Genomic DNA, 25,726 nt, shown 5'->3' with positions numbered 1-25,726 from the left:
CTTAAACTGCCTCCTCCTTTAACTGGAATAAACCTAAAAGCAATGCCATACAGGTTGCAAAAATAGCCACTGCCATGGTATCAAGCTGCAAATACATAACCGCAAAGAAGCCTATGATAAAGAACGGTACCAGGGTCTTCTTTCCAATGACTGACAGGGTAATGGCAAAACCAAGAGCCGGAAGGATCCCTCCCATGATCTCAAAGGAATGCATGAGCCACTGGGGAAGAACGGAAATCAGTTTTTCCACGGCTGTTACACCGAAAAAGTCAATGGCAAATACAATGGGGAAACGGATGATCAGGCCTGCGACCGCCGGATAAAGGAAAGCCGCCCGTAAAATTCCTCTTGTATCCGCTTTTTCCGCATACCGGTCTGCCATATGCACCCAGACCGCGTTGGTACTTCTTCTTAACTGATCCACAAATACTCCCAGAACACCGAAAGGAATTGCCAGGGCAATGGCGACCTCAGGGGTCATATTGGACATCACGCCCAAAGGAATGGCAATACAGCCCGCAAGCGCCGGATCACTTGGAACATTGCCGCCGGGAGTAGACGTAACTCCCAGATAAACCAGCTGAAGCCCTGCACCGATCTTCATGGCTAACGGCATATTTCCGGTCAGTAAACCTACAAAAACACCGATGACTACCGGTTGCAGCAGCATGGAAGAAAAGGTATACCCAAATCTCAAACGGCAGAACCAGTAATAAAACCCCATACATACAGCTAACATCAACACACTCATGTCATACCCTCCTTAATTATTATATTTTTTTAAAATTGCATCCAGATTCTGTGGAACATCCTCCGGAATGGTCTGGAAAATGATCTTTACACCTGCATTCTGCAGATAAACCAGCTTTTCCACATCCGCATCATCCAAAGTAATGTTCTGAAATACCACCTTGCGGTTTGGCGCTCCCCCCAGGCCCCCGACCTGGATATCGGTAACCTCAAGCCCTCCGCCGTACACCTCCTTCATGCTTTCCAAATCCGGGAGCAGTAAAAGCACCCGGCCGCTGCCAAACCGGTTTTCTTTCCAATTGCTTACAGCATCTGCTCTGCTGTAGCATTCTACCTTAACCCCTGCCGGAGCAGACATTAGGTAAATCTCCAGCATGAACTCATCGGCTGCCAGGCTGTCGCTTACTACAACGATCTTATTTGCCTGGGACTGGTTGACCCATTTGGTCATGACCTGTCCGTGGATCAGCCTGCTGTCAATCCTGCATAATACGATTTCTGCCATCTCTCTTAATTCTCCTTCTTTTCCATAGACTTCATGATTTCACTTACCACATCAATCACCGAAGCCTGTCCCTGCTGCAATACCACATCAAAGTTTAAATCCCCCGTATACTGGATCTGGGTACAGGCTTCAATCATCAGAGGTGCATTCAGACCTGAAATCACTTTTATATTGCGTTCTCTTCCAATCTTAGCGCCGGCATTGGTGGTGGTTCCCCCAAATACATCGGTTATGATTAAAGACTTCTCCGGCATCCCGGCTGCATATTCGTCCACAAGGGCGTAATACTCCGAAAATGTCAATTCCGGTGTCAGCGGAATCTCATGGACAAAATCAACACTCCCCATGATCATCTTAAGGCTTTCCGTCAGCGCCGCTCCCCAGCCTCCGTGAGTTAAAAGTAAAATCTGCGGTTTTTCCATATCGTACCTCCTGGTTTTATTATCCCTGTATTGTCTTTGATAATTCGAATTGTAGCATACTACATTTTTATTGTCAATATTGTATTTATATTATTTATACAAGTTTCAATATGTATTTTACTACTTTTTTGTAATTATAACTTTTTTAAATAAGGAATATTGAATTTCAAATCAAATATATGATATACTTAAATTGAAATTCACTACAGAAATGCTACAGAAATAACAACACGGCTTCCCTTTTCGGGAAGAATGAAAGGAAGGCTGTACTGCAAATGACGGAAAATTATGAACTTTTTACTTTAATGGCCCGTATTGACGGCATGTCTAACCAGTTTACCAAAACTGACTGGAAGATCGTTCAATATATCAAGAGATCCACGGCAGAATTCATTGAGCTCAGCGCCCAGGAACTGGCAAAGGAGATCGGAACATCGGACGCCAGCATTATCCGCTTTGCCCAGAAAGTGGGCTATTCCGGGCTTAATGAGTTAAAATATACCATGCAGAAGGAGATTGACAAAAGCTCGTCTTCCGTCAATCACTCCGACTACTCCACACTCCTTAATGACAACAAGATGCTCTTAGACAGCCTGTTTAACCTCACAAACCCCACAGACATCAATCATGCCCGGGAGCTCATGCTGAAATCCCAGCGCATTTTTATCGTAGGTTTAAATTTTAACCAGAATGTAGCGGAAATCATTGCTCACAAATTCATGACCATCGGCCTGACGGTACAGGCGCTCACCAATTACGATACCTTAAAATTATATCAGAGCCTGTCCCGGGAAAGCGATTTATTCGTCACCATATCCCTGTCCGGCAACCACAAGCAGCTTTCTTCCATATTGGCGGACTTTAAGAAAAACGGAAGCAGCGTGCTTCTGATTACCAATTACGAAAAATCCCTTTGCTCTCCCTACGCCAACATCACTCTGCTGGTTCCTAAGACAGACCTGCTGCACAGCAGCAATACCATATCCAGGGAGATCCTCATTCTGGTCCTGTTTGATATGCTGTTCCACAACTTCTTAACTGAGGATGTGAAATCATTCCAGACCTTCCAGAAGGCCGCCTCCTATTCAAAGCTGAGCAGCCAGGATGATACCAGAGACGGGCTCAGGCGTTTTATGGACTTACTGTAAATACGTCTCACTCCAATGCAGTCACGTATGTATCCCGGAATGGTTCGACGGAAACAACCGCATGGCAGGTACTCTCCGGCCCGGACCCGGATTCTCCGGCCATTGATATTTTCAGCACTCCCCGTACAGGGTTTGAGACAAAAATAACAGTACCGGCTTTGGGACCATATTTTCAGGTAAAGGCATTGGATGCCTGCGGTAATAAAATCGGAAAATCAAATATTGTCTGCATGGGGCATGAAACACAGGTTTATTACTATTAATATTTTAAACAAATCATTATAAACTTTATACGCAGAAGCAGGCTGCTGTAAAATTAACACACGGTTAATTGAACAACAGTCTTTTTCTTTTAACACAAAATTTCAAGGCTTTTTCTTTGATTATAAAGAGAATTTCCTAATACGTTATATTTATGAAACTCTTTGATTTTTAAGCTTATAGCAAACTTGTACTAATTTTCATATTATAAGTGTATAAAGGAACGAAATAATCCTTTATGTTACATTTAAAAAGTCATTTTACACCCTGATTGGAGGGAATTATAATGAGTCATTTTAGAGATTGTGATGACGATCATCATTTTAAATGCTGCTGTGGTCCGGCAGGACCACGAGGGCCCAGAGGCTGCCCAGGGCCTACCGGACCTACTGGGCCTACTGGACCTACTGGGCCTACCGGACTCACCGGGCCTACTGGATCTACTGGGCCTACCGGACCTACAGGGCCTACCGGACCTACTGGGCCTACCGGACCTACTGGGCCTACCGGACCTACTGGTGCTGCCGGACCTACCGGGCCTACTGGACCTACCGGGCCTACCGGGCCTACTGGACCTACCGGGCCTACTGGGCCTACCGGGCCTACCGGGCCTACTGGACTTACCGGACCTACCGGGCCTACCGGGCCTGCTGGCGAAACCGGACCTTTAGTAATTTATTTAGCGACAGATCAATCGGTTAGCAATGGAGGCTGGATTGGACTGGGAACTTCATCACCCATTACGTTATTTGCCACAAGCAATGTTACATTACCATTCAACGCTACTATTACAGGCTTGGTTTTAAACATCAGAGATAATATAATTACAGCCGGCGAAACGGTTACGGCTACCGTTTTTACAAGTACATGTGGATTTGGAACACCTGCAAGTACAGGTATATCCGCAACAGTTACCGGACCGAATACTGCAGAAACTCCTAACTGTATTGCAACTGGAACAGGTAGTGCTTCTGCGACACAAGGATCACTTTTATCTGTACAGATCACCACAAATGTTGGCGCATTAAGCCGGGGAATCGCTGTTACCGTTTTATTAACGACACCTTAAAATAATTTTTTATACCACCAGATACACTTACGGCCTAATTACACCACTTTAAAAAGCGGTAATTGATAAAAACCCGTTTAATATCAAAGGTACTTTTCTATAAAAATATGCGCCGGAGGAATTTTTCCCGGCGCATATCAAAGTACTACAATCTCTATTCTTCTATTTCTCGAACTATATTTTTATTATTCTCCACGCTTTGTCTTCTAAGTTAAATCTTCCAATACACTCCATCAGGCAATTTACATAAATAACCAGAATATTTTTCTTTTATCTTTCCAGTATTTAAATCTCTGATTATTACATTTTCATGATATTCCGGATTCTCATACCATTCGGAAAAATATAAATCTTCTCCCTCCCGGAATAGTAATCCCTCTGTTTGTCCTATCTCTATTTTTTTATTTTCTGGCCAAACAATCTCATAGATACCATTGTTTGCATCTCGGCAAAGCATGAGGGGCGAGACTTTTAACATAAGATTGTAACAATCTTCGACAATTCCCAATGGCAGTTCTTTCTTCATTTCAAGCCTTTGATTATCTGGAAAATAGCTATATATCTGTATTTTTTGTTTGGAAAAATCAACACCTAAAAAATACAACTTTCCCTTGTCCCAAATTGGCTGCTCAATATATACATTTTCTTTCAGTTCAAACGGACTGTAAACAGTTCCCTCTGGATAATGAATCAAATGACAGATCATACCAGAAAACATTTTTCCAGATTTAACTATTTCTTCGGCCTCATATAAATCACAAAAGCAATTTTTACTATCTTTGCAAAAATACCACTCTATTGTACCATCTACCCGTTCAGGATATGATTCTGATATACCCTCAATTTTTATTATATTCATTCAGTTTCCCCTTTTACAAATTCTTAATAATCGATGATGACGTATACGAAAAAGCAGCCTGGGCCTGCCGGTAACTGCCCTTTCGTATACATCATTTGCTATTTTACCTAAAGAATTTAATTAATTAGCCGGCCTTTTATAACTCTCGTTGCATAACTACAATTGTATAATCGTCTGTTTCAGATTCAATCCCATTAGGAATGAACTTATTTTTTATCCAAAAACTCTCACTTTCTTGATTTCCTTTTATGTACCCTAACCGCACATAACGAAAGTTCTCTTCTTTCAGGTAAAAAAGTATTTCCATTATTATTTCAGTACCAATTCCAATCCGTTGAAAATCCTGATCCATCATGAACCAACTAATAAATGCAGTATTTATATCAGGATATCCAGTGATTAAATCCAGAATTGCAACCAACTGATTGTCTTTATAAAAACCCACAAAAAATTTGTCATCCATAGTTTTATTTGGCGGTAGCTCAGTCAAAACTTCTTTGATATTTTCAAGGGTGGGTTCTATTTTTATATATTTATAATAAGTTGGGTTTCTTTTACAAAGTGCATATATGTTCGAAACATCTTCTTCTTTAAACTGTTTAACCATATAACGAGAAGACATAAAATCTAATTTTAATGGCATTATATTTATCCTCTTTCTCAGCAAATTTCAATTTCTCCATTTCATTGTTTTTAGTAGCCATCACTATAATCAAATAAACTTAATGGGAAGTTACATAACTTATCGGTAAACTAGAATCCATCTATTAGTATTCAATCAGAATTCTCTTTCATGCTGTTTGAAGAAATCATAATATGCACGGACATTGGAAAGCTGCGTCCACTTTTTCACATCTACCGGATCCTCATCCATGTCATAGATCTTAGCCCCTTTCATCGAGAGAAGAAACGGAGAATGAGTTGCTATAATAAATTGACAGCCAAAGAAACGTGCAGAATCTTCAAGAAATCTTATAAGCTCCTGCTGTCGTTCAGGAGACAGACTGTTTTCCGGTTCATCTAAAAGATACAGCCCATTTTCCTTAATTTTATCAGAAATGAGGGTTAAATTTGTGTCTTTAGTTTACCCTATGTTAGCCTAGAGTCAATTGCCAGTGCATTTAAATAATTTTAATAAATACTGACAACTATCTTGACCATCAATTTATATACCTATATCACTATTTTAATAACGGACTATTATGCTTTTAATAAAATTGAATATTTTTGCTCCAACTCTAATGCATAAATAGATGATTAAAAAATCCACGAGCAAGTATGATAAATCAATATTCATTGAACGAATCATTGATACTTTCATTTCTTTAAAATAAATATACCCATATGGAAAACCAAAAGCTTTTTCAAGCCTCCCATCATCAAAACCAAAATAGTATGGAAAAAATATTGTTGAAATTGTCAGAAATATAATAGAAATCTTTACATAGAATTTATTCATAATCTTTCTCCTTATATACAGATATACAAACTAAAGACTCTACTATATTATAGCAGAGTCTTTAAAATTTTTCTATTACATTTAAATTACATCTAAATTAACTTATTAAAATCGATTATAATCGCTAAAATCATACCATTTTTCATAGACAACACCTATACCATGATCAAGACCAACTGTCCATTTACCAGTTACTTGAAAAGCGATATATCTCCCATTATCAGTTTCTATTAAAGGGTATGTATAACCACTTTCATACTCCCACGATCCCAAACTAATCCTCTCCACAAGCTCACAATTATTTACATTTCCGTCTATAAATCGATAATTTTGACATGTTACATCATAATATACACATAATTTCGCATAGCCTAACGAATCAACATATGGTTTAATTATATGTGTACGGTTTTTAGTTACCGGGTCCGTGTCAATTATCTTAACTTTATTTATATCTACTAATTTCATTGTTTGTTTTTGTTGTTCAAGTTGATTCTTATACTCTTGGTTAGAATTATTGATATTCTGTACTGCTTTTTTATAAATTTTTAACAAATAATTATAAATCTCTTCATCCGACTTAGTTGCATAAAATTTCAAGTCACTTGCAGTAAGTTTATCTGCTTTAATTACAAGTTCAGGTTTTGTAATGCTTGGTTCTATTGTCATCAAGCTATTACCTGAAAACTTATAATCTGTAATATTTTCAGAAACAGTTGTATTGATTCTTTCAATCTGATTTTCAACTCTACGTTGTATGTTCTGCTGAGAAACAGAAGTATCCGCAGCAAAAGCAATTGTACCTGTGCTGAATACCAGTGATAAACACGTCATTGATGCTACTATTGATTTAACAAACTTTCTTTTTATACCTTTCTCCTTCTTAAAGTACATTTTTTTGATTAGCTAATCTAAATATATTATAATACTTCAAAGTAGATAATCAAACATCATGTAATAATTACGCATTTATATGTAATATTTTCTTTTCCTATTATAAAACTCGCCTATTCTTTTATCATTCTGAAGGGTTTGCTAACAGGCTATGTCAGCACCTCGAAGTCGGGGCGGAGAATAATCCTACCATAATCTACTACTTGACAAATCTGTTATATCTGAATATACTGTATATGTAATTAGCATTACAGTTAGGGGTGACAGGTTGAATATTATAATATCGAACAGTTCCAATTTACCGATTTACGAGCAAATAAAAGAGCAGGTAAAGGCTCAAATATTATCGGGAGAATTGGTAGAAGATGAAATGCTTCCCTCGTTGCGGCAGCTGGCAAAGGATTTGAAAATCAGTGTGCTGACTACTACGCGGGCATATAATGAGCTTGAGCAGGAAGGATTTATTACAAGCCGGCAAGGGAAAGGATTCTTTGTTATGTCAAGCAGTTCTAATCTTATTCATGAACAGCTTATCAGGGAAGTGGAAAATAACCTTAACAATGCAATACAGGCAGCACAGAGGGCTTCCATGTCTGATGATGAAGTTACCAACCTTTTACGGCTTTTATTGGAGGTAAAAAATGATTGATAACCATTTAGAATTAAAGGGAGTAAGCAAGAGCTTCCCTGGCTTCAAGCTGGATAACATCAGCATTTCCCTGCCCAAAGGGTATATTATGGGGCTTGTTGGCCCGAATGGAGCCGGCAAAACAACGACAATACAGCTCATTCTTAACATGCTGGAAAAGGACGAGGGAGAGATTTTAGTTTTTGGCAATGATAATGTAAAAAGTGAAAATGCCGTTAAGCAGGATATTGGCGTTGTTTTCGACAGCATATTTTATGTAGATAGCTGGACGGTCAAAGACACAGAAAAAGCAATATCGATTTTTTATAAAAATTGGAAGCATGATATCTTCAGCGAAATGGTAAGCCGCTTTGAATTGCCGCAAGGCAAAAAAGTAAGAGAGCTATCACGTGGTATGCAGATGAAGCTGATGCTTGCCTGTGCTTTTTCACATAATGCAAAACTGTTGATTCTTGATGAACCGACAAGCGGACTGGACCCTGTAACCCGTAACGAGTTTTTAGAAATTTTGCAAGATTATATAAAGGACGGTGAAAAAAGCGTTTTGTTCTCCACCCATATCACAACAGACTTGGAGCGGGTTGCCGATTATATCACGCTTATAAACAATGGGAAGCTGATTTTTACCGGCAACACGGAAGATCTATTAAACAGTTACCGGCTTATTAAGGGTAAGCCACGAGATTTAACGATAGAGCTTGAAAAGAGCATCATCGGTTTACGTAAAACTGATATGGGTTTTGAGGGGCTTATCGACGTGAAAAAAGCGGCGGAATATAAGGATTATGTCCTTGATGCTGTGTCAATTGACGATATTGTTATCAATATTGGGAAAGGGGGCGCAAAGAAATGACAGGTTTTTTAAGGATCACAAGGCTGGATCTGCTTACAATGAAATCACAGTTTGCCCTGTATTTGTCATTGGTACTGATTGTTTTGATGTTTGGGTTTATGGGTTCGTCCGTTATGTTGTTGGGGATTACCGGCGCATGGTTCGTGGCGCTTATGTCGTCCAATATTTTTGCTATACAAGAAAAAAACAATCTTGACCGCTTATACGGTTCGGTTTCCGTTAAACTGCAGGATATTGTACTTGGAAGATATGTTTTTGTATTTCTGAATTACTTCCTGTCATTCCTTGCAGTCATCATCTTACACTCTGGCTTTGTGTTGTTTCAAAATAAAGCATTGGAAACACCTGATGTTTTACTTGGATTCAGCCTGTCCTTTTTAGCATTTTCTACCATTACGGGAATACAAATGCCTATGTATTTCAAGATGGGCTACACAAAGGCAAAGGTATGGTCCATGGTTCCGTTTATTGCGGTAATGGCTTTCGTGGCAATCCCATCGTTTGTCCCCGCTCTATCCGGCATTATCGAGCTTATACAAATGAAAGGAGATGTTTTGATTGTGGGCGGCATATTGCTGGGCCTTGCTATTCAATTCTTATCCTATCAAATTTCAGTTGTGGTTTATCGCAAACGAAAAAGAGGGTAAATACATGAAATGTAAAATCTGCCAAAAACGCATGATAGATATTGATATAGAATTTGATTACGAATACAACGGTCTGATAAAAAAGGCTGTGAATGTTCCGGCTTTCCAATGCCTAAAATGCAATGATACGATCGTTGACGACTTAATATCAGCAAGATTAAAAGCGTATGCGATGCAGGAATGTAATAATGTTATTGACTTTGCAAAATACGAAAAACAGGAGGAAGAAAATTTTGTCACATTGCATATGCTTGGTCTTATGTAGATACTTCAATCGGCGGTTTTTGATCAAAGCCGCCGACTTTTGTTTTTACCATTCATCCGAAAGATAACAATTCTATTCAACTAACAGGGAACCATTCCGACTTGTCATACTTCAGTTTTTGTAATGTATAGGTTCAAATCTCTGATTATTACATTTTCATGATATTCCGGATTCTCGTACCATTCAGAAAAATATAAATCTTCTCCATCCCGGAATAGTAGTCCTTCAGTTTGTCCTATCTCTATTTTTTTATTTTCCGGCCAAACAATCTCACAGATACCATTCTCTTTATTTTTCTTAATCAACTAATCTTTTTTTACCATTTACATCTTGGTAATATACTTTTTTGTTCTTAATACATTTTCTTCTTGTTATAGAAACAAAATAATCTCTCTGCCCTGCTAGAACACTTATATGCATCATCATTAATAACGCCCACACTATAGCAAAATAATTAATTTTTATCCAAATAGAATATTTCACCGCCAAAAAAATGGAAATGAACATCATTAAAATTGATAGCAGCAAATTTGCCATACCATAAAAAGAATAGTAATAATTTTTTTCTTTCAAGTGACCGATGTACATTTCAGAGTCTATCAAAACTATATATCTTGATATTAATTTTGTAATAAAAAGATTATTTAACATTACAACTATTGAAAAAATGTACATCAACCGAAATGTTTCAATATTATTAATATGTAAAAATGTCATTATGGACTGCATCTCCTTCATACCAATTAAGACGTCCAATTTAGGTGCTCCAATCAATAAAATATATAAAAACACTATAGTACATAATGGTCGGTTATAGTAAATTCGATGTTTATACCTTTCAATATACTTTTCGTTTATTCCCCAAACTGCTTCTCCAATTAAAAATATTTCAAATAATAAAAGAAAGATAAAAATGCCTAATTGATACTCTGTTGGCAAAATATTCGGAAAATATTTTTTTATAAATTCAATAACAAGCGGAGATACGGAATAACTGAAAATTATAGAGACAAAATACGGAAATAGACATATCAGTTTTTTCAGAACATCAGTTTTAAAATCAAATAACTTATTTCTGGCATCTTTTATAAGTTTTTTCTTATCATCGAATTCCTCCAGAAACGCACTTGCATAAATTTGTGTCAGAACACCAATGTTGAAAAAAAAAGAAGCACTAAAAATAATAAATGCTATTAGTGAAATAACCGAAATGCTTGAATTCCATTCTATAGCCACGCATATACCCTTCTTTCAATAAATATTTTTATTAATTCTCCCATAAAATAGTAAGACAAATTTTGATTTGTCTGTTTTTTTGTATTTCATTTTGCTAAATAAATATAATAGGAAGTTCATGCTCCCTACAAATTGGAACTTGTATATCAATATCCCAATTCTTCATCAATTAGAATCACTTCAAATTCCCCTGTCATTGGCTTGTCCCACAAAACAGAAAGCCCTCTGCAAATTCTTTCCGGGCTTTTACAATCATAACATTTATCCCCTTTAACAGCACAAGGAGTTTTTACGCCTAATCGTTTTGCATTCAATGGTGCGGCTATATTTCTGGCACGGTACAAAGCACTGTCATAATCTTTTTCAAGTTTATTCTTCCCAACCACGAAATATATTTTTTCATGGCCATAGAAAATAGATGCAATTCGATTACAATTCCCATCAATATTGATAATCTCTCCCGTTTCGGCCAATCCATTTACAGAAGAAATATAGATGTTAGCTCCATTTGCCTGCAACCTTACTTCTTTACTTGTTCTTCCATCAGGTATACGATGATGCCAAAATACAGTATTATGCTTATTAAGCATTTCGTACAATCCCATTTGTTCAAGTGTCATAGAGCCGCCAAACCCAATCGTCTGACTGTCAACTTGTGCGTCTATATATGCTGAAGCCTGTCTGACAGTATCAAAAACATTTACTATATAACCTTTATCACGCAGCTTTTTTCCTACCAGCGCAAATTTCTCTTTTATCATCTCTGTTGCCCCTTTCTTATCAAAGCCATAAATTCAAATTTGTCTGTTACTCGCTTACTTTACCCCATAAATATAATGGTAAGTTACGTCTTCTATTTCATTTCAGTTATTTTATTTCCACTCCTTAATTACTTCAACTTTATTAAAATTGAGAACTTTTCCTCTATAAACGATTGCATTATCTCTTATAAAACCACGCCTTGTATATAATTTATTTAAATCACTTTCACAAAATCCTGTTATTCTAATACAAATTCCATATCTATCTGAATCTAATTTACCTCTTACTTTACTTATTACTATGTCATGTTTTGTCTCCATATCATCATTTGAAACATATTGATATGTCCATACCAACTCCCCTAGTAATGTTTCAGGGAATCCCATATCTGCCTTTTTACCAACTAGCCCATTTTCCTTTATTTTTATGTAATTGTCTTGACTAGTAAAATGGATCAATCCATTTTTCACTATTTTTTCTTTAATATTATTTCTAATTTTAAATAAAGGAGCATGGCTAACTATAGTTAGTATAAGAATTAGAATTGTTAGAAAACCAAAAAATATGTACATATTAATCTCCTGTTAAAATATTTGTTATGCTATATTTTATTGTTTGCCTTCATGTTTGTTAAATAATGTTTATTCCATTTTAAAAATCATTATACTAATCTTCTAATCTCAAAACTCTTCTGTGGTAGTGAATATCTTCCTCTTCAGCATCATATATAGTTTTTGCATCTATGTAATGTTCAAATTTAGAATAATTATCTGTATTATGATCAGTCCATGATACCAAAAATATCTTACTTATTTTTTTTTCATTAAATAAATTATAAATACAGTCTGGATTAACACTATCTCTTAATATTGAATCCAATGGATAAAAAATTGCATAATTAAAATCATCATCTGTCTTCCACCATGAACTTTTTTGAAATGTATCAGCACAATAATAATTATTTTCTATCTTAAAGAATTCTCCAATTTTAGGTTTCTTGTCAATAAATTTACCTAGATAGTTTGGGTTGTTTAAGTTATCCATTACATTAGTTCTGAATAGTATCTTTGCATTTTTATAATGCTGATTAATCACATACATTGCTAGTAAGTGCTTTTTAAATTGATGTGTACCTGTAATCAACATACATTTATTATCGGATTTTAAAAATTCCTCTACGCTTTTTATAGCATCTTTTTGACCATTCATTCATACTCCTCCAAGTAAGGTTCACATTTTATTAACTATATCTTATAAATTTAATTCTACCAAAAATGCTTTTCATCTTATTATTACTTCTTCCACTAATATTTAACTTCCCATTATTGCTATAATGTATAAAAATAAATAAAAATTTAAATGTTCTACTAATTAGTCATTATAAACTATATGGATAAGAATTACCAGAATATGGTACTACTTTTTCTAATTTATGCTGAATATTTAATTACCCCATCAAATAAACCTGATCATATCTTAATAATAACATCCATCGTAATTCATTTCTTTCAATCCACACTTACGCCCCCATATCTGGCAAAACAAACAGATAACCAAACAATCCACTAAATATGACAACAAAAAAGACCCCACACTCTCATGTGAAGTCCTCTTTATCACCGAACTCTCTTTCCCGCTGCCAATCCAACCGAAAAAACCGTCCGATTTATTTAAAATTTGTTTCAATCCTTTACCCTATCCGTAACCCCTTATAAACTAAGGATTTACTCCATAGTATAAGGCATCAGAGCGATATGTCTTGCTCTCTTGATTGCAACGGTAAGCGCTCTCTGGTGCTTTGCGCAGTTGCCTGTAATACGTCTGGGAAGGATTTTTCCTCTCTCAGACACATATCTTTTTAATTTATTTACATCCTTGTAATCGATAACGCCGTTCTTCTCTCCGCAGAATACACATACTTTTTTTCTTCTGCGCATGCCGCCTCTCCTGAACTTAGCGCCATCAGCTTTATCATTCTTGTTATATGCCATTGGTACTACCTCCTGTTAGATTTAGTTGAATGGAAGTCCTTCGTCTTCGACTCCATCCGGGATATTCATAAATCCATCGCCGATCGCGCTGGAAGGTGCCGGCCTGGAGGTCGGCTGATAACCGCCGCCTTCTCCGGAAGCTCCGCCCTTGCTGTCAGCGAATTCCTGATCATCTACAATGATATCTGTTGTATAGACCTTTACGCCGTCTTTATTCGTATAACTGCCAGTCTGGATCCTTCCGGAAATCAGTACTCTCATGCCCTGACGGAAATATTTCTCCGCAAACTCTCCTGCCCTGTCAAATGCAACGCAGTTGATGAAATCCGCAGTTTGTTCATTGCCGTCCTGATTTCTGCGGCCTCTGCGGTCAACGGCAAGGGTATACCTTGCGATTGCCATGGCACGCTCTCCCTGGGAATATCTTACTTCTGGATCACGGGTTAATCTGCCCATAAGGATTACTCTGTTCATACGATCACGCTTTCTTTATCTATTATGCCTCTTGTCTTACGCATAAGTATCTGATAACCGGTTCCATGATACGAACGTGTGCTTCTAACTCGTTCGGAGTTGTGGAATCGCCATCAAATTTGATGAAGTAGTAGAATCCTTCTTTCATTTTCTGAATCTCGTAAGCTAATCTCTTCTTACCCCATTCATCAATGTTAGTTACAGCGCCGCCGAAACGAGTGATATAACCCGTAACTTTTTCCATGGCTGCTGCTCTCTCTTCATCCTCGAGCTTTGCGTTAAGAACAACGGCTAACTCATATTTGTTCATGCTTCTTTACCTCCTTGTGGTCTCTGGCCCCTGCTTTCAGTTTCAGGAGCAAGGAATCTATTTGTGTCACGGTTTAGTATTATACCGGAAATTCTTCATAAAAGCAAGCTTTTTTCTCATTTTCCGGCACTTTTCCCTCAGGGTGGCGCCATTTTAAGCCTTTGGCGTCCCATCATGTCCTTTTAGTCCTCTGGTGTTCTTCTCCACCAGCTTTCTTGCTACCATGATCTGGTGGCCGCAGCCCATGCACTTTAAACGGAAATCCGCACCGACTCGCAGAATTTCCCATTCCTGGCTTCCGCATGGGTGCTTCTTTTTTAATTTTACAATATCTCCAACCTCATAAATCATTCCATACACCTGCCCATCCGTTCTCACGGACCGCCTTTAATAACGATTATTTTAAAATTTCGTCAATCTGCTCCAGCTCTCCCTGCGTAAATGCCGGATTTTTTAAACAATCCACATTGTCTTCCAGCTGCTTTATGCTGCTGGCTCCGACCAATACAGAAGTCACTGCCTCTTCCCGAAGCACCCAGGCCAGCGCCATCTGTGCCAGGGTCTGTCCCCTTTTTACTGCCAATCCATGAAGCGCTTTAATCTGCTCCAGCTTTTCCCCGGACAGATAGCGTCCTCCGATCGTTGTTCCCTTTTTTGCAGCCCTGGATCCTTCCGGTATGCCGTTTAGATAACGGTCTGTCAAAGCGCCCTGAGCCAGGGGGCTGTAACAGATACAGCCTGCGCCGTTTTCCAGAAGAGCCGAAAACAAGCCTTCCTCCGGTCCTCTTTCAAACATATTATATCTTGGCTGCCCGATCAGGCACGGTACGCCCATATTTTTTAACATTTGAACCGCTTCCTTTGCCTCGCGTTCTCCGTAATTGGAAATACCGACGTAAAGAGCCTTGCCCTGTCTCACGATATCAGCCAGTGCACCCATGGTTTCTTCTAACGGCGTCTCAGGATCCGGTCTGTGGTGATAGAAAATATCCACATACTCAAGCCCCATACGCTTCAGGCTCTGATTTAAGCTGGCCGTCAAATATTTTCTGGAGCCCCAGTTCCCATAAGGTCCGGGCCACATGTCAAAACCTGCCTTGGTAGAAATAATCAGCTCATCCCGGTATTTTCCCAGGTCACTCTTTAAGACCTCACCGAAATTCTCCTCCGCTTTCCCTGCTGCGGGAAAACCGTAATTGTTCGCAAGATCAAAATGTGTAATTCCCATATCAAAGGCTCTTAAAAGGATCTCCCTTTGCTCTGACAGCGGCTTTTCCAACCCAAAATTCTGCCATAGACCCAAGGATACTCTGGGAAGCAAAATTCCGCTCCTGCCGCAACGCTTATATTCCATCTTTTCATATCTGTCTTCTGCCGCCTGATACATGTCTCTTTTCTCCTTCTTCTCTTTTCTTAATCCGGTCAGTCAAAGCCCCCTATACCGCGTCATGGAGTACCTGGCCAATGCTTCCGCTAATAACCAGATCCGCCCGGCCATCCATGGGCGTGACCGTCTTATTGATCAGCACCATTTTTCTTCCCCTGTAATAATCAATGAGCCCGGCCGCGGGATATACGGTCAGGGATGTTCCTCCCACGATCAGTATATCCGCATTTGCAATATAGGAAACCGCACGGCTTAATACATTTTGGTCCAGGCTTTCCTCATACAGCACCACATCCGGCTTTATGGTCCCTCCGCAGCCGCATTTTGGAATCTCATCCGGTCCCATGCTTTCCATCATCTCATCAAGGCCATAGAATTTCCCGCATCTGGTGCAGTAATTCCTTTGGACGGAGCCATGAAGCTCCAGCACATTACAGCTTCCTGCCGCCTGATGAAGCCCATCGATATTCTGGGTGATAACTGCTTTTAATTTCCCCATTTCCTCCAGCTTTGCAAGGGCGAAGTGGGCTTTATTGGGTTTTGCATCGGGAAATAACATCTTATTCCGGTAAAAACGGAAAAACTCACCGGTGTTTTTCACATAGAAGCTGTGGCTGATGATCATTTCCGGGGGATATTGATATTGTTGATGGTACAGCCCATCCACTCCTCGAAAATCCGGAATATCACTTTCCGTAGAAACTCCCGCACCTCCGAAAAAAACAATATTTCCGCTTTCTGCGATCCACTCTCTTAACGTTTTAATCCCTTCCATATCCCCACCCTCTCTGATATTAAATGCTCCCCACGCCCGGTTTTACAAGCATGGACTTAAAAATACAGGGCGGATTCCACTGAACCCGCCCACAACCACCATGTCCTATTCCGCCGCCGGCGAAAGATACTTTTTCCATTATACTATAAACACAGGACGGAATACAAGAAGGATACCATAAACCTTTAAGTGATTTCATCAAAAAATACGCCTTTTAAAGGCCGGATCCGCTCTACCAGAGCTCTTCTGTCCTCAGGCACGGAAGGGACCGAATATCCAAACAGCCAGGAGGTTAATTCACCGATTCCCATGGATAAATGAGGCTTTATCTCATTTTCCTCATCCATGCGGATAAGAGTCGACCCGGCCCGATCCAGTCTCCAGCGGTATACTCCGGCATTCTGACGAATAAAATCATCCTTAACATCAATGAGCAGTTCCAGCTCACTGACCGGGCATTCTTCTTTTAAGCAGATCACCGGGATAAATTGTTCCAAATGAATGATCCGCCCCATGACAGCCGGCTTTGACGGCCCGGTTTCCTTTACATAATCGGGGAGACAGATCAGCTCTCTCTGATTTTCCGCCATCTCACCATAGTAGGCCCAGACACCGGCCAGACGTTCTCTCTCATCCCTTGTAAAGAGGAGAATGAGATCCCCCCTGTCACTTCTTACTTCCCTGCACAGATCCCGGTAATATCCTTCATCCCGCAGTGCATAGACCTCATACTTTTTCTCCAGCTGTCTGCCCACAAATTTTGCAGCTTCCCTGCATTCCGCCGACTGCTCTACGAGAGCGCGGCGGCTAAGCTGCAAGCGGCCCTTTTCGTTGAGTGCACGCGCAGGCAGATCGCAGATATAGGTGAAATCAAACGGGTGGTAAATAGCAGGATCGGCAGGAACCAGAAAAGAAAAACCCATCCGCTCCATATACATATCGGCAAAACAGCGGTTCAAAAGCCGGCTCATGTATCCCTGGTGGCGGCAGCCCGGGTCAGTCGCGACCCCGGCGATATAATCCACCTTCCATATGCGGCCCTTCACCGCCACCTCGTAAGGATTGCGGTGGAGCATGGCTGCCATCCGGCCCTCTTTCCAGGCAGTAAGGATCTTATTCTTCCGCACCCTGTCCGAATAATAGTAATCCAAAAAGCTCTGGGAATCTTCAGAAAATACCCGTTCCCACAGTGCCCGGCTTTCTATTTTCTCTTCCTGCTTCAAATACCGTATCATAATGAAAAGCCCTTCTGAATGACTCCGTATTTTCTTGCAAAGCCAATGGGATTGTAAGACATCTTCGCCTGCCTTAAGCCTTCCATTCCCACATCATCTTCCCGGTTGACAAGTACCAGTTCTTCCGGAAATGCATGGATCAAAAACTGCTGATTAATAAACTGGTACAGGCCCTTAACGTTTGGATCCGCCTTCTCGATATGGATGACCGCCATTTTTTCTAATGCGTTGTAAGTGCCTATGGTGAACGCCTTTAACCTTCCGTCGATAAAAACCCCTGCCATCCTGACGTCGATCACGGAGCAGTTCTTTAATATATCATGGATCCCCATTACCTCATAATCAAGCTGGCGCTCATATTCCGCGGCTTCCACCTTGTTTTCCCACCACTCGTCCAGGAATTCCAGCACATTATCCCGGTCTGAGCAGCAAAGTGTCCTGTATTCATACCGCCCCTCATACTCCCTTAAAAATGAGTTCAAATGATTCTTTTTCTTATGAAGCTTTTTCCCTGCCAAAGTCCTCATGGCTTCCGCATCATAGAGATAATCCTTTAAATCCTCTTCTTCCCTGATTTCAAACTTTTCCGGGTCCAGCTTCAGATAATTGACTGCCTCCTCGTCCGCAAGAAAAATGCGGAGAGGTTTTTTCAGAACCTGGTTAAAATACGCTGCCATCTCCTCAAAATAATGGGGAAGGTCCTCTTCCTTACACATTGGCATGGCTGAAAATGGCTCTCCATCCTTTTCCATCAAAAACTGCAGCGCTTTTTCATCACTGACGGCGTATTTTACATGATAATAATCTCTCCAGATATAACTGTCCAAATATACACTGTCACATGTCTTATTGGGCCGTAAGGCATAAAATGGGGTTATTTTTTCAATATCCTTTGCCTCGATCGGCTTAAACTGTAAATTCATAATCTTTCCCTTCTATGTTGTTGCTAACTTTTCTTTATAAAATCAGTATTGCATTTGGGACAATGAATGCTGATTCTTCCCTTCCCTCTCGGTATCCTGATCTTCTGCCCGCAGCCCGGGCATTTATAAATGTGGTATTCCCTGCACTGCCGGAACTTAAAACGCCATCTCCGGAACCGCTCGGAGATACGGAAACGGATCCGTTCAAATTTCTGATTTTCCCCGAACCGCTTTCCGATATTCTTTGAAAACATGCGGTAATAGCATAAGATCAGGCAGACGGAAGCTATGATATCCACCCAGAGACTCCGGGTAAGCAGTCCGGCCGCAATAAAAGCAAAGGCAGCCCCAATTAAATACTGTCCCAGTTTATCCGCACCGTATCTTCCGATCATAAAATGTGCAAAACGTTCCCTAAACCGATTCATCCTGTTTTACCGCCCCTTCTCATTTTGCCTTAACTATAATAACGGATTGGATGAAAGTCAATGTTCCCCGGGGATATTTCATAATCTTTTCAGAATTGGTCCTTAGACTTATCCCGGAACTGCTTTGGCGTCATCCCATACCGTTCCTTAAACAGCCGGTGAAAATAGCTGCTGTTCTCATAGCCGATTTCCGCAATGATCTCTTCCACCGGCTTTGTTGTGGATGCAAGAAAATTGGTAGCCCTGATGATCCGGATGAGCTGCAGGCACTCCGTAAATGTGATTTTAAAATACCGTTTAAATAAGCGGCTGATATAATAAGGCGGCTGCATAGCCAGAGCCGAAAACTCCTCCAGAGTTGCCGAAGGATAATTACTCTCCAGATATTGATATGCTGTCAGCACGATTTTCTCCTCATATTGAGCCATATCATGCTGTTCCACCTTATCTGCATCATGCAGCAGTTCCATGATCAGTATTCCCATGGTTGCCTGGTTAATTTCCTGCCTTCCCTTTCTTTCCCCGATAAGAGACCAGATCATGTTCTCCAGCAGATTCTGCGCCGGCAGAATGTCCTGTAAGTGAAAGTGAAGATAATCCGCCACGGAATGATTCCCCGATGCGGCCCCCGCCATAAAATGGCGCAGGGCAGTCCCATCCTCCACCATCAGGGCCGGATGGAAAAAAAATTCCGGCAGCAAAAAGAAATGCACTGCAATATCATTCTCACCTGCCGGTTCAATGGCATGGCTGGTCCCCTGCCTTAAAAGCAGTAAATCATTGGTTTCCAGCCGAAGGATCCTGGTCCCGTTAATCACCTGGACCGTGGATCCGCTGTACATATAAACCAATTCCACATAATTGTGGCTATGGTCCGGAATCGCCATGCAGCGGGGCTGGCAATACATATCCATCAGCTTTCCAGGACCGATCACCATATCCTTGTCAACCACATTGCTGCCCGGTTCCTTTACATAATGGGACAAAATTGAAGACGTCCCCATTAATATGTTCTTCGCTTCCGATGTATTCCTTAAATAATTCAGGAGCTCTTCTTTCATGTCACCCTCCAAATGGCAGATACCCATGCCCTTCCCTCATGCCATTATACCACCGTTTCCTAAATTTTTGCAAGAAAAGACGGTTTTTATACAAATTTAGACATATTTATCTGTTACCTTTTATCATATAATCTACAAATACGCTTGTTTTAATGTGACCAGTTTTATTTTTTTGAGGTGAGTAATATGAAAAAGTATCCAATCCGTTTCAGCAGCTTAGATGAAGTGACCGCGTTCGTCAAAACGGTCAACCAGTATGAGTGCGACATGGACTTGTGCAGAGGGAGCGTTGTCATTGACGCAAAGTCCATTCTCGGTATCATGACCATTTATTCGGATGCAGATCTGGAGCTGATTATCTATAAGAATGACCATGAAGACATTCTGGATTCTCTGTCTGATTTTCTGCTTAAGAATAAAACTGCATGACCCATACATAAGAAAAAGAAATGTCCGTTAAGCAACATGGCTTACCGGACACTTTTTTTTGCTCATTATGAAATTTAACTACATTTATCAGGTCTTCTAGCAATCCGGCCGGACCGGGTGATATGCAAACCAGTCAAAATCTGCGGAATTCCTGCTCTCGCTTCCATTGGATGAAGCGTATAATCCAAGAATCGTTCCGGTATATCCTCCCGCCACCTCCCGGCTGAGCAGCGTCCCATCCACCTGCCCGGCAAGCAGATCCCAGCTCTCATTGTCCCCGGAATAATAGAAATTAATATCCTGATAATGGACCAGGATCTTGAAATATATGGTTTTCTTCTCCCACAAAGCCCTGGAAATCAGCCGGTCCTGCCCATCAAAGCACCTAGTCAGGCGAATCTCCCTGCAGCCATCAAAAATCCCGTACTCCATGCGGATGTGGTATTTATGGTTCATCAGTAAAACCATTCCGCCTGTTTCCCCTTCTTTCACAGGATCAAACTCCATCACCGTACTTGCAAAGAAGCACATATGCTGCTGCCTCCGTCCCAGAAAAGAGCAGGAAACAGCCTCTTTTACCGTATTCGGTTGCAGAAACAGACGCAGGAACCCCGGCCGCTGTGTCAGGCTGTAAATCTCATGACGGGGCGTTCGGACCGTTATCCAGGCATAGGGCAGACGGGTGCTGTCAAATGGCTCACAGTCCGGCTCTTTCTGCCAGATCTGCTCCTTAAGCTTCGGTGCCGGATAAGAAAATTCCACATGTCCTGTCTCAGGGCTGAAGAGCGGCCATTCTTCCTCCCACTCTACCGGCACCGCAAATGTTTCTCTCCCCAGGTTCCTGTAATTTCCGCCATCCGGCCTGGTTGCCAGTAAGACCGCCCACCACTCCCCATTATGCAGCCTGATGAGATCTGCATGCCCCGGGTTGTTGATCGGATGACTGCTTCTTAAATTCCTGTGGGTCATCAAAGGATTTCCCGGATTTGCCTCATAGGGGCCGGTAACTGCCCTGCTCCGGAAAATGGTACTGGCATGATTGCGGAAAGTCCCCCCTTCCGCAATCAACAGATAATACCACTCACCAATGTGATAAATATGAGGACCTTCCGGCGCCGCCGCATTGATAAAAGCTCCGTGTTTTAACAGAACATGGCGTTCCCCATGAAGCTCTCCCGTATCCAGGTCCAGCTCCTGCATCCAGATGTGCCGGCCTTTCTCAGGCTGATCCGGAAACGGACGGCAATTTCCCAGGTAATATACTTTCCCGTCATCAAAAACCAGGGAAGGGTCAATTCCTTCCGCTCCCTTCACAAAAACCGGATCTGACCACGGTCCCTCCGGATCGTCCGCCCAGACATAAAAGTTCTGATTATCCCGGTAAGGCCCGTTTCCTACTAAAGTTGTTATGACATAAAACCGGTTTCTCTCTTCGTTATAAAATATGGAAGAAGCATAAATCCCTTTTGATGGCTGGATCCCATCAAGATCCAGCTGTTCCGGCCTGGATAACACATGGCCGGTCTGATGCCAGTGCACAAAATCCTTGGAATGGAAAACAGGGATTCCCGGAAAATATTCAAATGTGGATGTGACCAGATAATAGTCATCTCCTTTGCGGCAGACAGATGGATCCGGATAAAAGCCCGGCAGTATGGGATTTTCCAGAAGTATTGTCATAGAGCGTCACCTGTTTCCCTTTTCATACTGTTATTTAGCCATCTCCAACTGTTTATTAATGTCACTTACCAGATACTCTGCAACGCCTTTTGCGTCCTCCTGTCCATAGCTTAACATCTGCATAGCCATGTAGTAAGTCCCATCCGGATTTTTTAATGCAGAACGCTCAAACACAGGATCGAATTTAAACGTAGTCCATTCCATTACTTTTTTATTTGCGATTGCCGAAAGGCTGTCTGATAAGTCCAGTGCCGCAAGACCGTTTATGTTGGCCGGTACGCCCCGGGAATCGCCAAGAATTTTCGCACCTTCCGGATCACCGAACAGGAACTGGATGAGCGCCGCTGACTCTGCCGGATATTTTGAAGTTTTTGGAATAGCAAATACCATGGCTGCCTTGGTCATTCCGCCTTTATGATCCCCCATCTTAATATAATCACCGACTTCAAATTCAAAGCCCGGTGCTGCCTCTTTATATTTCTTTAAATTGCTGTCCCATATATACATGCCGGCATAATGGCCGTCGATCCATCTCTGGTTTGTATCAACCAGTTCAGAGCCGTCTCCTGCCAGGACCTCCAGCGTGGGAATTACATGCTTTTCCTCTAAGAGACTGATCCATTCCAGGCCTTCCTGGATTTGCTCTGCACTGTACTGAAGCTCATTATTTTCTACCCATGGCTTCCCGTATAAACACTGCAGATAGTATACCATCAGCGTCATCCGGTCCAGCTCATTTAAAATAAGCGGATAATAAGTTCCATCCTCATACGCTGCAAACGCCTCTCCGACCGCATAAAGCTCGTCAAGAGTAGTCGGGATTTCTACCCCAACATCTTTTAATCTTGTAGCATTCCAGAAAAATACGCGGCCAGTGTTGCTTGCCGGCAGTGCCTGGAGCACCCCATTGGTAGTATAGTAGTCCAGGTCAGACTGTTCGTATGCACTTAAATCAATGATATCCGACACCGTATTCAAGTCTAAGAACAGACTGCCATCCGGGGAATAGTTAAATACCCAGTCCATATTCAGCTGAATCACATCTGCGGCCGAACCGGATTTCAGTGCCAATGCAACCTTTTCCTCATGGCCGGTGAAGGACTCATATTCTGCCTCAACCTTGATGTTCGGATATTTTGCTTCAAATGCCTTAATGCCCTCCAGTGTTGCCTGATGTCTGCTGTCACCGCCCCACCAGTTCATGCGAAGGGTAATGGGATCCGTGGTATTCACTTTAAGCCCGGATGCCTGTGCCGGCTTTGCCGACGCGGAGCTCTCCGCCTTTTCCACGGCCGTCGTTGCTGCTGCTGTTGTCGTTTCGCTGTTCTCTGTTGGCATGCAGCCTGCCAGCGATGCGGTCATTGCTCCTGTTATGGCAAGCGCAGCCACCTGTTTCCATCTGTTTTTTTTCATTGTCTTCCTCCTCCTACAATTTTTCTATAGTTTTTAACCTTTTACCCCGCCGGCTGCAATTCCATCCACAAAGGAATTCTGCGCCAGAAAAAATACTACAAGCGACGGAATAATCGCTATCAGCGACATCGCCAGAACACGGTTCCATTCAAATCCCACATCCGCATCCATAGACATGCGGAGGAAGATGGAGACCGGATATTTTGCAACCGTGTTTACATAAATAAGCGGCCCCATAAAATCATTGGATGCCCACATAAACTGGAATAATGCACAGGATACAATGGACGGTTTCAGCATCGGTACAATGACATACCACAGCGTCTGCATCACGTTACAGCCGTCGATTTTTGCCGCTTCTTCCAGTTCTCTCGGAACTCCGCGCAGGAATTGGATCAGCATATACACAAAATAAGTGTCCCCTGCAAAAAGAGATGGAACGATCAGCGGAAGATAGGAATCCAGCCATCCGATCTGATTGAATAAAATATACTGCGGTACATTTAATACTACCTGCGGCAGAAATAATGTGGATAATAAAACCGCAAAGGAAAATTTCCTGCCCAGAAAGTTAAACCTGGCAAAACCGTAAGCAGTGATCACGGCTGACAGGACCGTTACGGTCACCTTGGGAATTACAAATTTATAGGTATTTCCCATAAAAAACAGCAGTGTCATTCCCTCATAGCCTTTAAATCCCCGGATATAGCCCTCTGCAGTCGGTGCTTTGGGAATAAATCCAATGCTTGAAAAGATTTCCGCATTTGTCTTAAAGGAAGCCCCCAGCATCCAGATCAGCGGATATACCATAACGGTTCCGACCGCAATCAGGATAAAGTATCGCAGGAATGTGTTGATTTTATTTTTTGTCTCTTTCGTCACTGCGCCTACCTCCCATCCTCGTCACTGTAATATACCCAGTACTTCTGGCTCACGAACGCTATGATCGTAAATGTTGTGATGATCAGGAACAGAAGCCAGGCAATCGCACTTGCCATACCCATTTCGTAGCTCTTAAACGCATTGTTATAAACCAGAAGCGATACCAGCGTGGTAGACCTTAAAGGGCCGCCCCTTGTAATGATGAACGGGCCGTTGAACTCCTGGAACTTATGGCATAGCTGGGTTACAAAGTTATAGAAGATGACCGGCGTGATGAGAGGCACCGTAATGTTTACAAACTGCCTCCATTTTCCCGCTCCGTCGATGGAAGCCGCTTCATATAAGTCAGCCGACACCCCTTTTAACGCTGCCAGGAAAATAACCATGGGCGAACCAAACTGCCAGATACGGAGAAGTACGATAACAAAAAATGCTCCTCCCGTATCCCCCAGCCAGTTAAACGGCTCCAGCCCGAACCTGGACGAAATCATGTTGATGAGACCTTCGGTCTTAAACAGGAATCTCCATAATACCGCAATGGATACGGAACCGCCAAGGATGGACGGAATGTAATATGCTGTACGGAAGAAATTCACACCTCTGATTTTAAAATTCAATATGTATGCGATAAATAAAGCAAAGGACAGTTCAAGAGGTACCGTAATAAATGCATATTTAAATGTCTGGCCGAACGCCGTCATGGTCAGCCTGTCACCCAGGATCTCCCGGTAATTCTGAAATCCCACAAATGTTGCCGCCCGAAACAGGTTGTATTCATGAAAGCTGTACATGAATGATGCCATAAACGGATAGAGCTTAAAAATGGCAAACCCGATCCACCAGGGCAGAATGAATAAAAAGCCGAAATTCTTTTTCACAAAATCCCGCGGATTTTTGTATCTGGGAATCCGGATCGCTTTTGTTTTTTTGTGATTTGTTCCCACAGTTGTTCCTCCCCC

Annotated in this window: 32 protein-coding genes and 1 pseudogene; 6 read left to right on the top strand and 27 right to left on the bottom strand. The window is 41.4% G+C overall.

Going from position 1 to position 25,726, the window contains the following annotated elements; translation table 11 throughout:
- Position 1: 1 nt before the first annotated feature.
- The 3 genes from BQ9856_RS23445 to BQ9856_RS23435 are packed head-to-tail and all read right to left on the bottom strand — an operon-like array spanning position 2 to position 1,677.
- Positions 2-751, bottom strand: a complete 750-nt coding sequence (locus BQ9856_RS23445; RefSeq protein ID WP_077613141.1) for a PTS mannose/fructose/sorbose/N-acetylgalactosamine transporter subunit IIC — start codon at positions 749-751, stop codon at positions 2-4.
- Between the two features lie 12 nt (positions 752-763).
- Positions 764-1,255: a PTS system mannose/fructose/N-acetylgalactosamine-transporter subunit IIB gene (locus BQ9856_RS23440; RefSeq protein ID WP_077613140.1), complete on the bottom strand. Its 492-nt coding sequence runs from the start codon at positions 1,253-1,255 to the stop codon at positions 764-766.
- A 5-nt stretch (positions 1,256-1,260) separates the two neighbouring features.
- Positions 1,261-1,677 carry a PTS sugar transporter subunit IIA gene (locus BQ9856_RS23435; RefSeq protein ID WP_077613139.1) on the bottom strand — a complete coding sequence of 139 codons (417 nt, stop codon included), beginning with the start codon at positions 1,675-1,677 and terminating at the stop codon, positions 1,261-1,263.
- Between the two features lie 275 nt (positions 1,678-1,952).
- Between BQ9856_RS23435 and BQ9856_RS23430 the strand changes: the two genes are divergently transcribed.
- Positions 1,953-2,825, top strand: a complete 873-nt coding sequence (locus BQ9856_RS23430) for a MurR/RpiR family transcriptional regulator (RefSeq protein ID WP_077613138.1) — start codon at positions 1,953-1,955, stop codon at positions 2,823-2,825.
- 951 nt (positions 2,826-3,776) lie between these two features.
- On the opposite strand, the gene BQ9856_RS24975 is transcribed toward BQ9856_RS23430, so the two are convergent.
- The 6 genes and pseudogenes from BQ9856_RS24975 to BQ9856_RS23400 form a co-directional block, all read right to left on the bottom strand.
- Positions 3,777-4,097 (bottom strand): hypothetical protein, encoded by a 321-nt coding sequence (locus tag BQ9856_RS24975; RefSeq protein WP_200801346.1) that lies wholly within the window; start codon positions 4,095-4,097, stop codon positions 3,777-3,779.
- Between the two features lie 269 nt (positions 4,098-4,366).
- Positions 4,367-5,014 carry a hypothetical protein gene (locus BQ9856_RS23420; protein ID WP_077613136.1) on the bottom strand — a complete coding sequence of 216 codons (648 nt, stop codon included), beginning with the start codon at positions 5,012-5,014 and terminating at the stop codon, positions 4,367-4,369.
- Between the two features lie 136 nt (positions 5,015-5,150).
- Complete coding sequence (locus tag BQ9856_RS23415) at positions 5,151-5,657, bottom strand: GNAT family N-acetyltransferase (RefSeq protein WP_077613135.1); 507 nt, start codon at positions 5,655-5,657, stop codon at positions 5,151-5,153.
- Between the two features lie 135 nt (positions 5,658-5,792).
- Positions 5,793-6,071: pseudogene (locus BQ9856_RS23410) on the bottom strand (AAA family ATPase); the annotation flags it as partial.
- Positions 6,072-6,200: 129 nt separating this feature from the next.
- Positions 6,201-6,473, bottom strand: a complete 273-nt coding sequence (locus BQ9856_RS23405; RefSeq protein WP_077613134.1) for a hypothetical protein — start codon at positions 6,471-6,473, stop codon at positions 6,201-6,203.
- 105 nt (positions 6,474-6,578) lie between these two features.
- On the bottom strand, positions 6,579-7,367 hold the full coding sequence (locus tag BQ9856_RS23400; RefSeq protein WP_077613133.1) for a hypothetical protein: 789 nt from the start codon (positions 7,365-7,367) through the stop codon (positions 6,579-6,581).
- Between the two features lie 268 nt (positions 7,368-7,635).
- Between BQ9856_RS23400 and BQ9856_RS23395 the strand changes: the two genes are divergently transcribed.
- Genes BQ9856_RS23395 through BQ9856_RS23380 form a run of 4 tightly spaced genes read left to right on the top strand, consistent with a single transcriptional unit; the run spans position 7,636 to position 9,781 of the window.
- Positions 7,636-8,016, top strand: a complete 381-nt coding sequence (locus BQ9856_RS23395; RefSeq protein WP_077613132.1) for a GntR family transcriptional regulator — start codon at positions 7,636-7,638, stop codon at positions 8,014-8,016.
- Positions 8,012-8,869, top strand: a complete 858-nt coding sequence (locus BQ9856_RS23390) for an ABC transporter ATP-binding protein (RefSeq protein WP_077613514.1) — start codon at positions 8,012-8,014, stop codon at positions 8,867-8,869. Before BQ9856_RS23395 ends, BQ9856_RS23390 begins: the two co-directional genes overlap by 5 nt.
- Positions 8,866-9,516, top strand: a complete 651-nt coding sequence (locus BQ9856_RS23385) for an ABC-2 transporter permease (RefSeq protein ID WP_077613131.1) — start codon at positions 8,866-8,868, stop codon at positions 9,514-9,516. Before BQ9856_RS23390 ends, BQ9856_RS23385 begins: the two co-directional genes overlap by 4 nt.
- A 4-nt stretch (positions 9,517-9,520) precedes the next feature.
- Positions 9,521-9,781, top strand: coding sequence for a YgiT-type zinc finger protein (locus BQ9856_RS23380; RefSeq protein ID WP_077613130.1), 261 nt, complete (start codon positions 9,521-9,523; stop codon positions 9,779-9,781).
- A gap of 297 nt (positions 9,782-10,078) precedes the next feature.
- On the opposite strand, the gene BQ9856_RS23370 is transcribed toward BQ9856_RS23380, so the two are convergent.
- From BQ9856_RS23370 to BQ9856_RS23305, 14 genes are all read right to left on the bottom strand, one after another.
- Positions 10,079-11,017 carry a hypothetical protein gene (locus BQ9856_RS23370; RefSeq protein ID WP_077613128.1) on the bottom strand — a complete coding sequence of 313 codons (939 nt, stop codon included), beginning with the start codon at positions 11,015-11,017 and terminating at the stop codon, positions 10,079-10,081.
- Between the two features lie 146 nt (positions 11,018-11,163).
- Entirely contained in the window at positions 11,164-11,778 is a 615-nt protein-coding gene (locus tag BQ9856_RS23365; protein ID WP_077613127.1) for a lactate utilization protein, read from the bottom strand.
- Positions 11,779-11,889: 111 nt separating this feature from the next.
- Entirely contained in the window at positions 11,890-12,351 is a 462-nt protein-coding gene (locus tag BQ9856_RS23360; protein WP_077613126.1) for a hypothetical protein, read from the bottom strand.
- Positions 12,352-12,445: 94 nt separating this feature from the next.
- Complete coding sequence (locus BQ9856_RS23355) at positions 12,446-12,988, bottom strand: hypothetical protein (RefSeq protein ID WP_077613125.1); 543 nt, start codon at positions 12,986-12,988, stop codon at positions 12,446-12,448.
- A 515-nt stretch (positions 12,989-13,503) separates the two neighbouring features.
- Entirely contained in the window at positions 13,504-13,770 is a 267-nt protein-coding gene (rpsR, locus tag BQ9856_RS23350) for a 30S ribosomal protein S18 (RefSeq protein ID WP_077613124.1), read from the bottom strand.
- Between the two features lie 21 nt (positions 13,771-13,791).
- Entirely contained in the window at positions 13,792-14,244 is a 453-nt protein-coding gene (locus tag BQ9856_RS23345; RefSeq protein ID WP_077613123.1) for a single-stranded DNA-binding protein, read from the bottom strand.
- Positions 14,245-14,266: 22 nt separating this feature from the next.
- Positions 14,267-14,554, bottom strand: coding sequence for a 30S ribosomal protein S6 (gene rpsF / locus BQ9856_RS23340; RefSeq protein ID WP_077613122.1), 288 nt, complete (start codon positions 14,552-14,554; stop codon positions 14,267-14,269).
- A gap of 153 nt (positions 14,555-14,707) precedes the next feature.
- Positions 14,708-14,905, bottom strand: a complete 198-nt coding sequence (locus BQ9856_RS23335) for a DUF951 domain-containing protein (RefSeq protein ID WP_077613121.1) — start codon at positions 14,903-14,905, stop codon at positions 14,708-14,710.
- Positions 14,906-14,951: 46 nt separating this feature from the next.
- A complete protein-coding gene (locus BQ9856_RS23330; protein ID WP_077613120.1) occupies positions 14,952-15,941 on the bottom strand; it encodes an aldo/keto reductase in 990 nt (329 codons plus the stop codon).
- A 49-nt stretch (positions 15,942-15,990) separates the two neighbouring features.
- Complete coding sequence (locus BQ9856_RS23325; RefSeq protein ID WP_077613119.1) at positions 15,991-16,716, bottom strand: NAD-dependent protein deacylase; 726 nt, start codon at positions 16,714-16,716, stop codon at positions 15,991-15,993.
- Positions 16,717-16,901: 185 nt separating this feature from the next.
- Complete coding sequence (locus BQ9856_RS23320) at positions 16,902-17,951, bottom strand: GNAT family N-acetyltransferase (protein WP_077613118.1); 1,050 nt, start codon at positions 17,949-17,951, stop codon at positions 16,902-16,904.
- Complete coding sequence (locus BQ9856_RS23315; RefSeq protein ID WP_077613117.1) at positions 17,948-18,874, bottom strand: DUF2156 domain-containing protein; 927 nt, start codon at positions 18,872-18,874, stop codon at positions 17,948-17,950. Before BQ9856_RS23315 ends, BQ9856_RS23320 begins: the two co-directional genes overlap by 4 nt.
- 23 nt (positions 18,875-18,897) lie before the next feature.
- Complete coding sequence (locus tag BQ9856_RS23310) at positions 18,898-19,302, bottom strand: hypothetical protein (RefSeq protein WP_077613116.1); 405 nt, start codon at positions 19,300-19,302, stop codon at positions 18,898-18,900.
- An 89-nt stretch (positions 19,303-19,391) separates the two neighbouring features.
- A complete protein-coding gene (locus tag BQ9856_RS23305) occupies positions 19,392-20,363 on the bottom strand; it encodes an AraC family transcriptional regulator (RefSeq protein ID WP_159442077.1) in 972 nt (323 codons plus the stop codon).
- A gap of 186 nt (positions 20,364-20,549) precedes the next feature.
- Here BQ9856_RS23305 and BQ9856_RS23300 point away from each other — a divergent pair, with 186 nt between their 5' ends.
- Positions 20,550-20,792 (top strand): HPr family phosphocarrier protein, encoded by a 243-nt coding sequence (locus BQ9856_RS23300; protein ID WP_077613114.1) that lies wholly within the window; start codon positions 20,550-20,552, stop codon positions 20,790-20,792.
- 96 nt (positions 20,793-20,888) lie between these two features.
- Here the strand turns inward: BQ9856_RS23300 and BQ9856_RS23295 are convergent, their stop codons facing one another.
- The 4 genes from BQ9856_RS23295 to BQ9856_RS23280 are packed head-to-tail and all read right to left on the bottom strand — an operon-like array spanning position 20,889 to position 25,711.
- Positions 20,889-22,472, bottom strand: a complete 1,584-nt coding sequence (locus tag BQ9856_RS23295) for a glycoside hydrolase family 43 protein (RefSeq protein WP_077613113.1) — start codon at positions 22,470-22,472, stop codon at positions 20,889-20,891.
- A 30-nt stretch (positions 22,473-22,502) separates the two neighbouring features.
- Positions 22,503-23,885, bottom strand: a complete 1,383-nt coding sequence (locus tag BQ9856_RS23290) for an ABC transporter substrate-binding protein (RefSeq protein ID WP_077613112.1) — start codon at positions 23,883-23,885, stop codon at positions 22,503-22,505.
- Between the two features lie 33 nt (positions 23,886-23,918).
- Entirely contained in the window at positions 23,919-24,767 is an 849-nt protein-coding gene (locus BQ9856_RS23285; protein WP_077613111.1) for a carbohydrate ABC transporter permease, read from the bottom strand.
- 5 nt (positions 24,768-24,772) lie between these two features.
- Entirely contained in the window at positions 24,773-25,711 is a 939-nt protein-coding gene (locus BQ9856_RS23280; protein WP_442855569.1) for a carbohydrate ABC transporter permease, read from the bottom strand.
- Positions 25,712-25,726: the final 15 nt, after the last annotated feature.

This window comes from Clostridium sp. Marseille-P2415 (assembly GCF_900155545.1).
In the GTDB taxonomy this organism is placed as follows: domain Bacteria; phylum Bacillota; class Clostridia; order Lachnospirales; family Lachnospiraceae; genus Lacrimispora.
This window is presented reverse-complemented; position numbering and strand designations above follow the sequence as displayed.

Coding starts and splice junctions, on each gene's coding strand:
- BQ9856_RS23445 (WP_077613141.1), bottom strand. CDS start 751: ATGAGTGTGTTGATGTTAGCTGTATGTATGGGGTTTTATTACTGGTTC.
- BQ9856_RS23440 (WP_077613140.1), bottom strand. CDS start 1,255: ATGGCAGAAATCGTATTATGCAGGATTGACAGCAGGCTGATCCACGGA.
- BQ9856_RS23435 (WP_077613139.1), bottom strand. CDS start 1,677: ATGGAAAAACCGCAGATTTTACTTTTAACTCACGGAGGCTGGGGAGCG.
- BQ9856_RS23430 (WP_077613138.1), top strand. CDS start 1,953: ATGACGGAAAATTATGAACTTTTTACTTTAATGGCCCGTATTGACGGC.
- BQ9856_RS23420 (WP_077613136.1), bottom strand. CDS start 5,014: ATGAATATAATAAAAATTGAGGGTATATCAGAATCATATCCTGAACGG.
- BQ9856_RS23415 (WP_077613135.1), bottom strand. CDS start 5,657: ATGCCATTAAAATTAGATTTTATGTCTTCTCGTTATATGGTTAAACAG.
- BQ9856_RS23405 (WP_077613134.1), bottom strand. CDS start 6,473: ATGAATAAATTCTATGTAAAGATTTCTATTATATTTCTGACAATTTCA.
- BQ9856_RS23400 (WP_077613133.1), bottom strand. CDS start 7,367: ATGTACTTTAAGAAGGAGAAAGGTATAAAAAGAAAGTTTGTTAAATCA.
- BQ9856_RS23385 (WP_077613131.1), top strand. CDS start 8,866: ATGACAGGTTTTTTAAGGATCACAAGGCTGGATCTGCTTACAATGAAA.
- BQ9856_RS23380 (WP_077613130.1), top strand. CDS start 9,521: ATGAAATGTAAAATCTGCCAAAAACGCATGATAGATATTGATATAGAA.
- BQ9856_RS23365 (WP_077613127.1), bottom strand. CDS start 11,778: ATGATAAAAGAGAAATTTGCGCTGGTAGGAAAAAAGCTGCGTGATAAA.
- BQ9856_RS23360 (WP_077613126.1), bottom strand. CDS start 12,351: ATGTACATATTTTTTGGTTTTCTAACAATTCTAATTCTTATACTAACT.
- BQ9856_RS23355 (WP_077613125.1), bottom strand. CDS start 12,988: ATGAATGGTCAAAAAGATGCTATAAAAAGCGTAGAGGAATTTTTAAAA.
- rpsR (WP_077613124.1), bottom strand. CDS start 13,770: ATGGCATATAACAAGAATGATAAAGCTGATGGCGCTAAGTTCAGGAGA.
- BQ9856_RS23345 (WP_077613123.1), bottom strand. CDS start 14,244: ATGAACAGAGTAATCCTTATGGGCAGATTAACCCGTGATCCAGAAGTA.
- rpsF (WP_077613122.1), bottom strand. CDS start 14,554: ATGAACAAATATGAGTTAGCCGTTGTTCTTAACGCAAAGCTCGAGGAT.
- BQ9856_RS23335 (WP_077613121.1), bottom strand. CDS start 14,905: ATGATTTATGAGGTTGGAGATATTGTAAAATTAAAAAAGAAGCACCCA.
- BQ9856_RS23330 (WP_077613120.1), bottom strand. CDS start 15,941: ATGTATCAGGCGGCAGAAGACAGATATGAAAAGATGGAATATAAGCGT.
- BQ9856_RS23325 (WP_077613119.1), bottom strand. CDS start 16,716: ATGGAAGGGATTAAAACGTTAAGAGAGTGGATCGCAGAAAGCGGAAAT.
- BQ9856_RS23320 (WP_077613118.1), bottom strand. CDS start 17,951: ATGATACGGTATTTGAAGCAGGAAGAGAAAATAGAAAGCCGGGCACTG.
- BQ9856_RS23315 (WP_077613117.1), bottom strand. CDS start 18,874: ATGAATTTACAGTTTAAGCCGATCGAGGCAAAGGATATTGAAAAAATA.
- BQ9856_RS23310 (WP_077613116.1), bottom strand. CDS start 19,302: ATGAATCGGTTTAGGGAACGTTTTGCACATTTTATGATCGGAAGATAC.
- BQ9856_RS23305 (WP_159442077.1), bottom strand. CDS start 20,363: ATGAAAGAAGAGCTCCTGAATTATTTAAGGAATACATCGGAAGCGAAG.
- BQ9856_RS23300 (WP_077613114.1), top strand. CDS start 20,550: ATGAAAAAGTATCCAATCCGTTTCAGCAGCTTAGATGAAGTGACCGCG.
- BQ9856_RS23295 (WP_077613113.1), bottom strand. CDS start 22,472: ATGACAATACTTCTGGAAAATCCCATACTGCCGGGCTTTTATCCGGAT.
- BQ9856_RS23290 (WP_077613112.1), bottom strand. CDS start 23,885: ATGAAAAAAAACAGATGGAAACAGGTGGCTGCGCTTGCCATAACAGGA.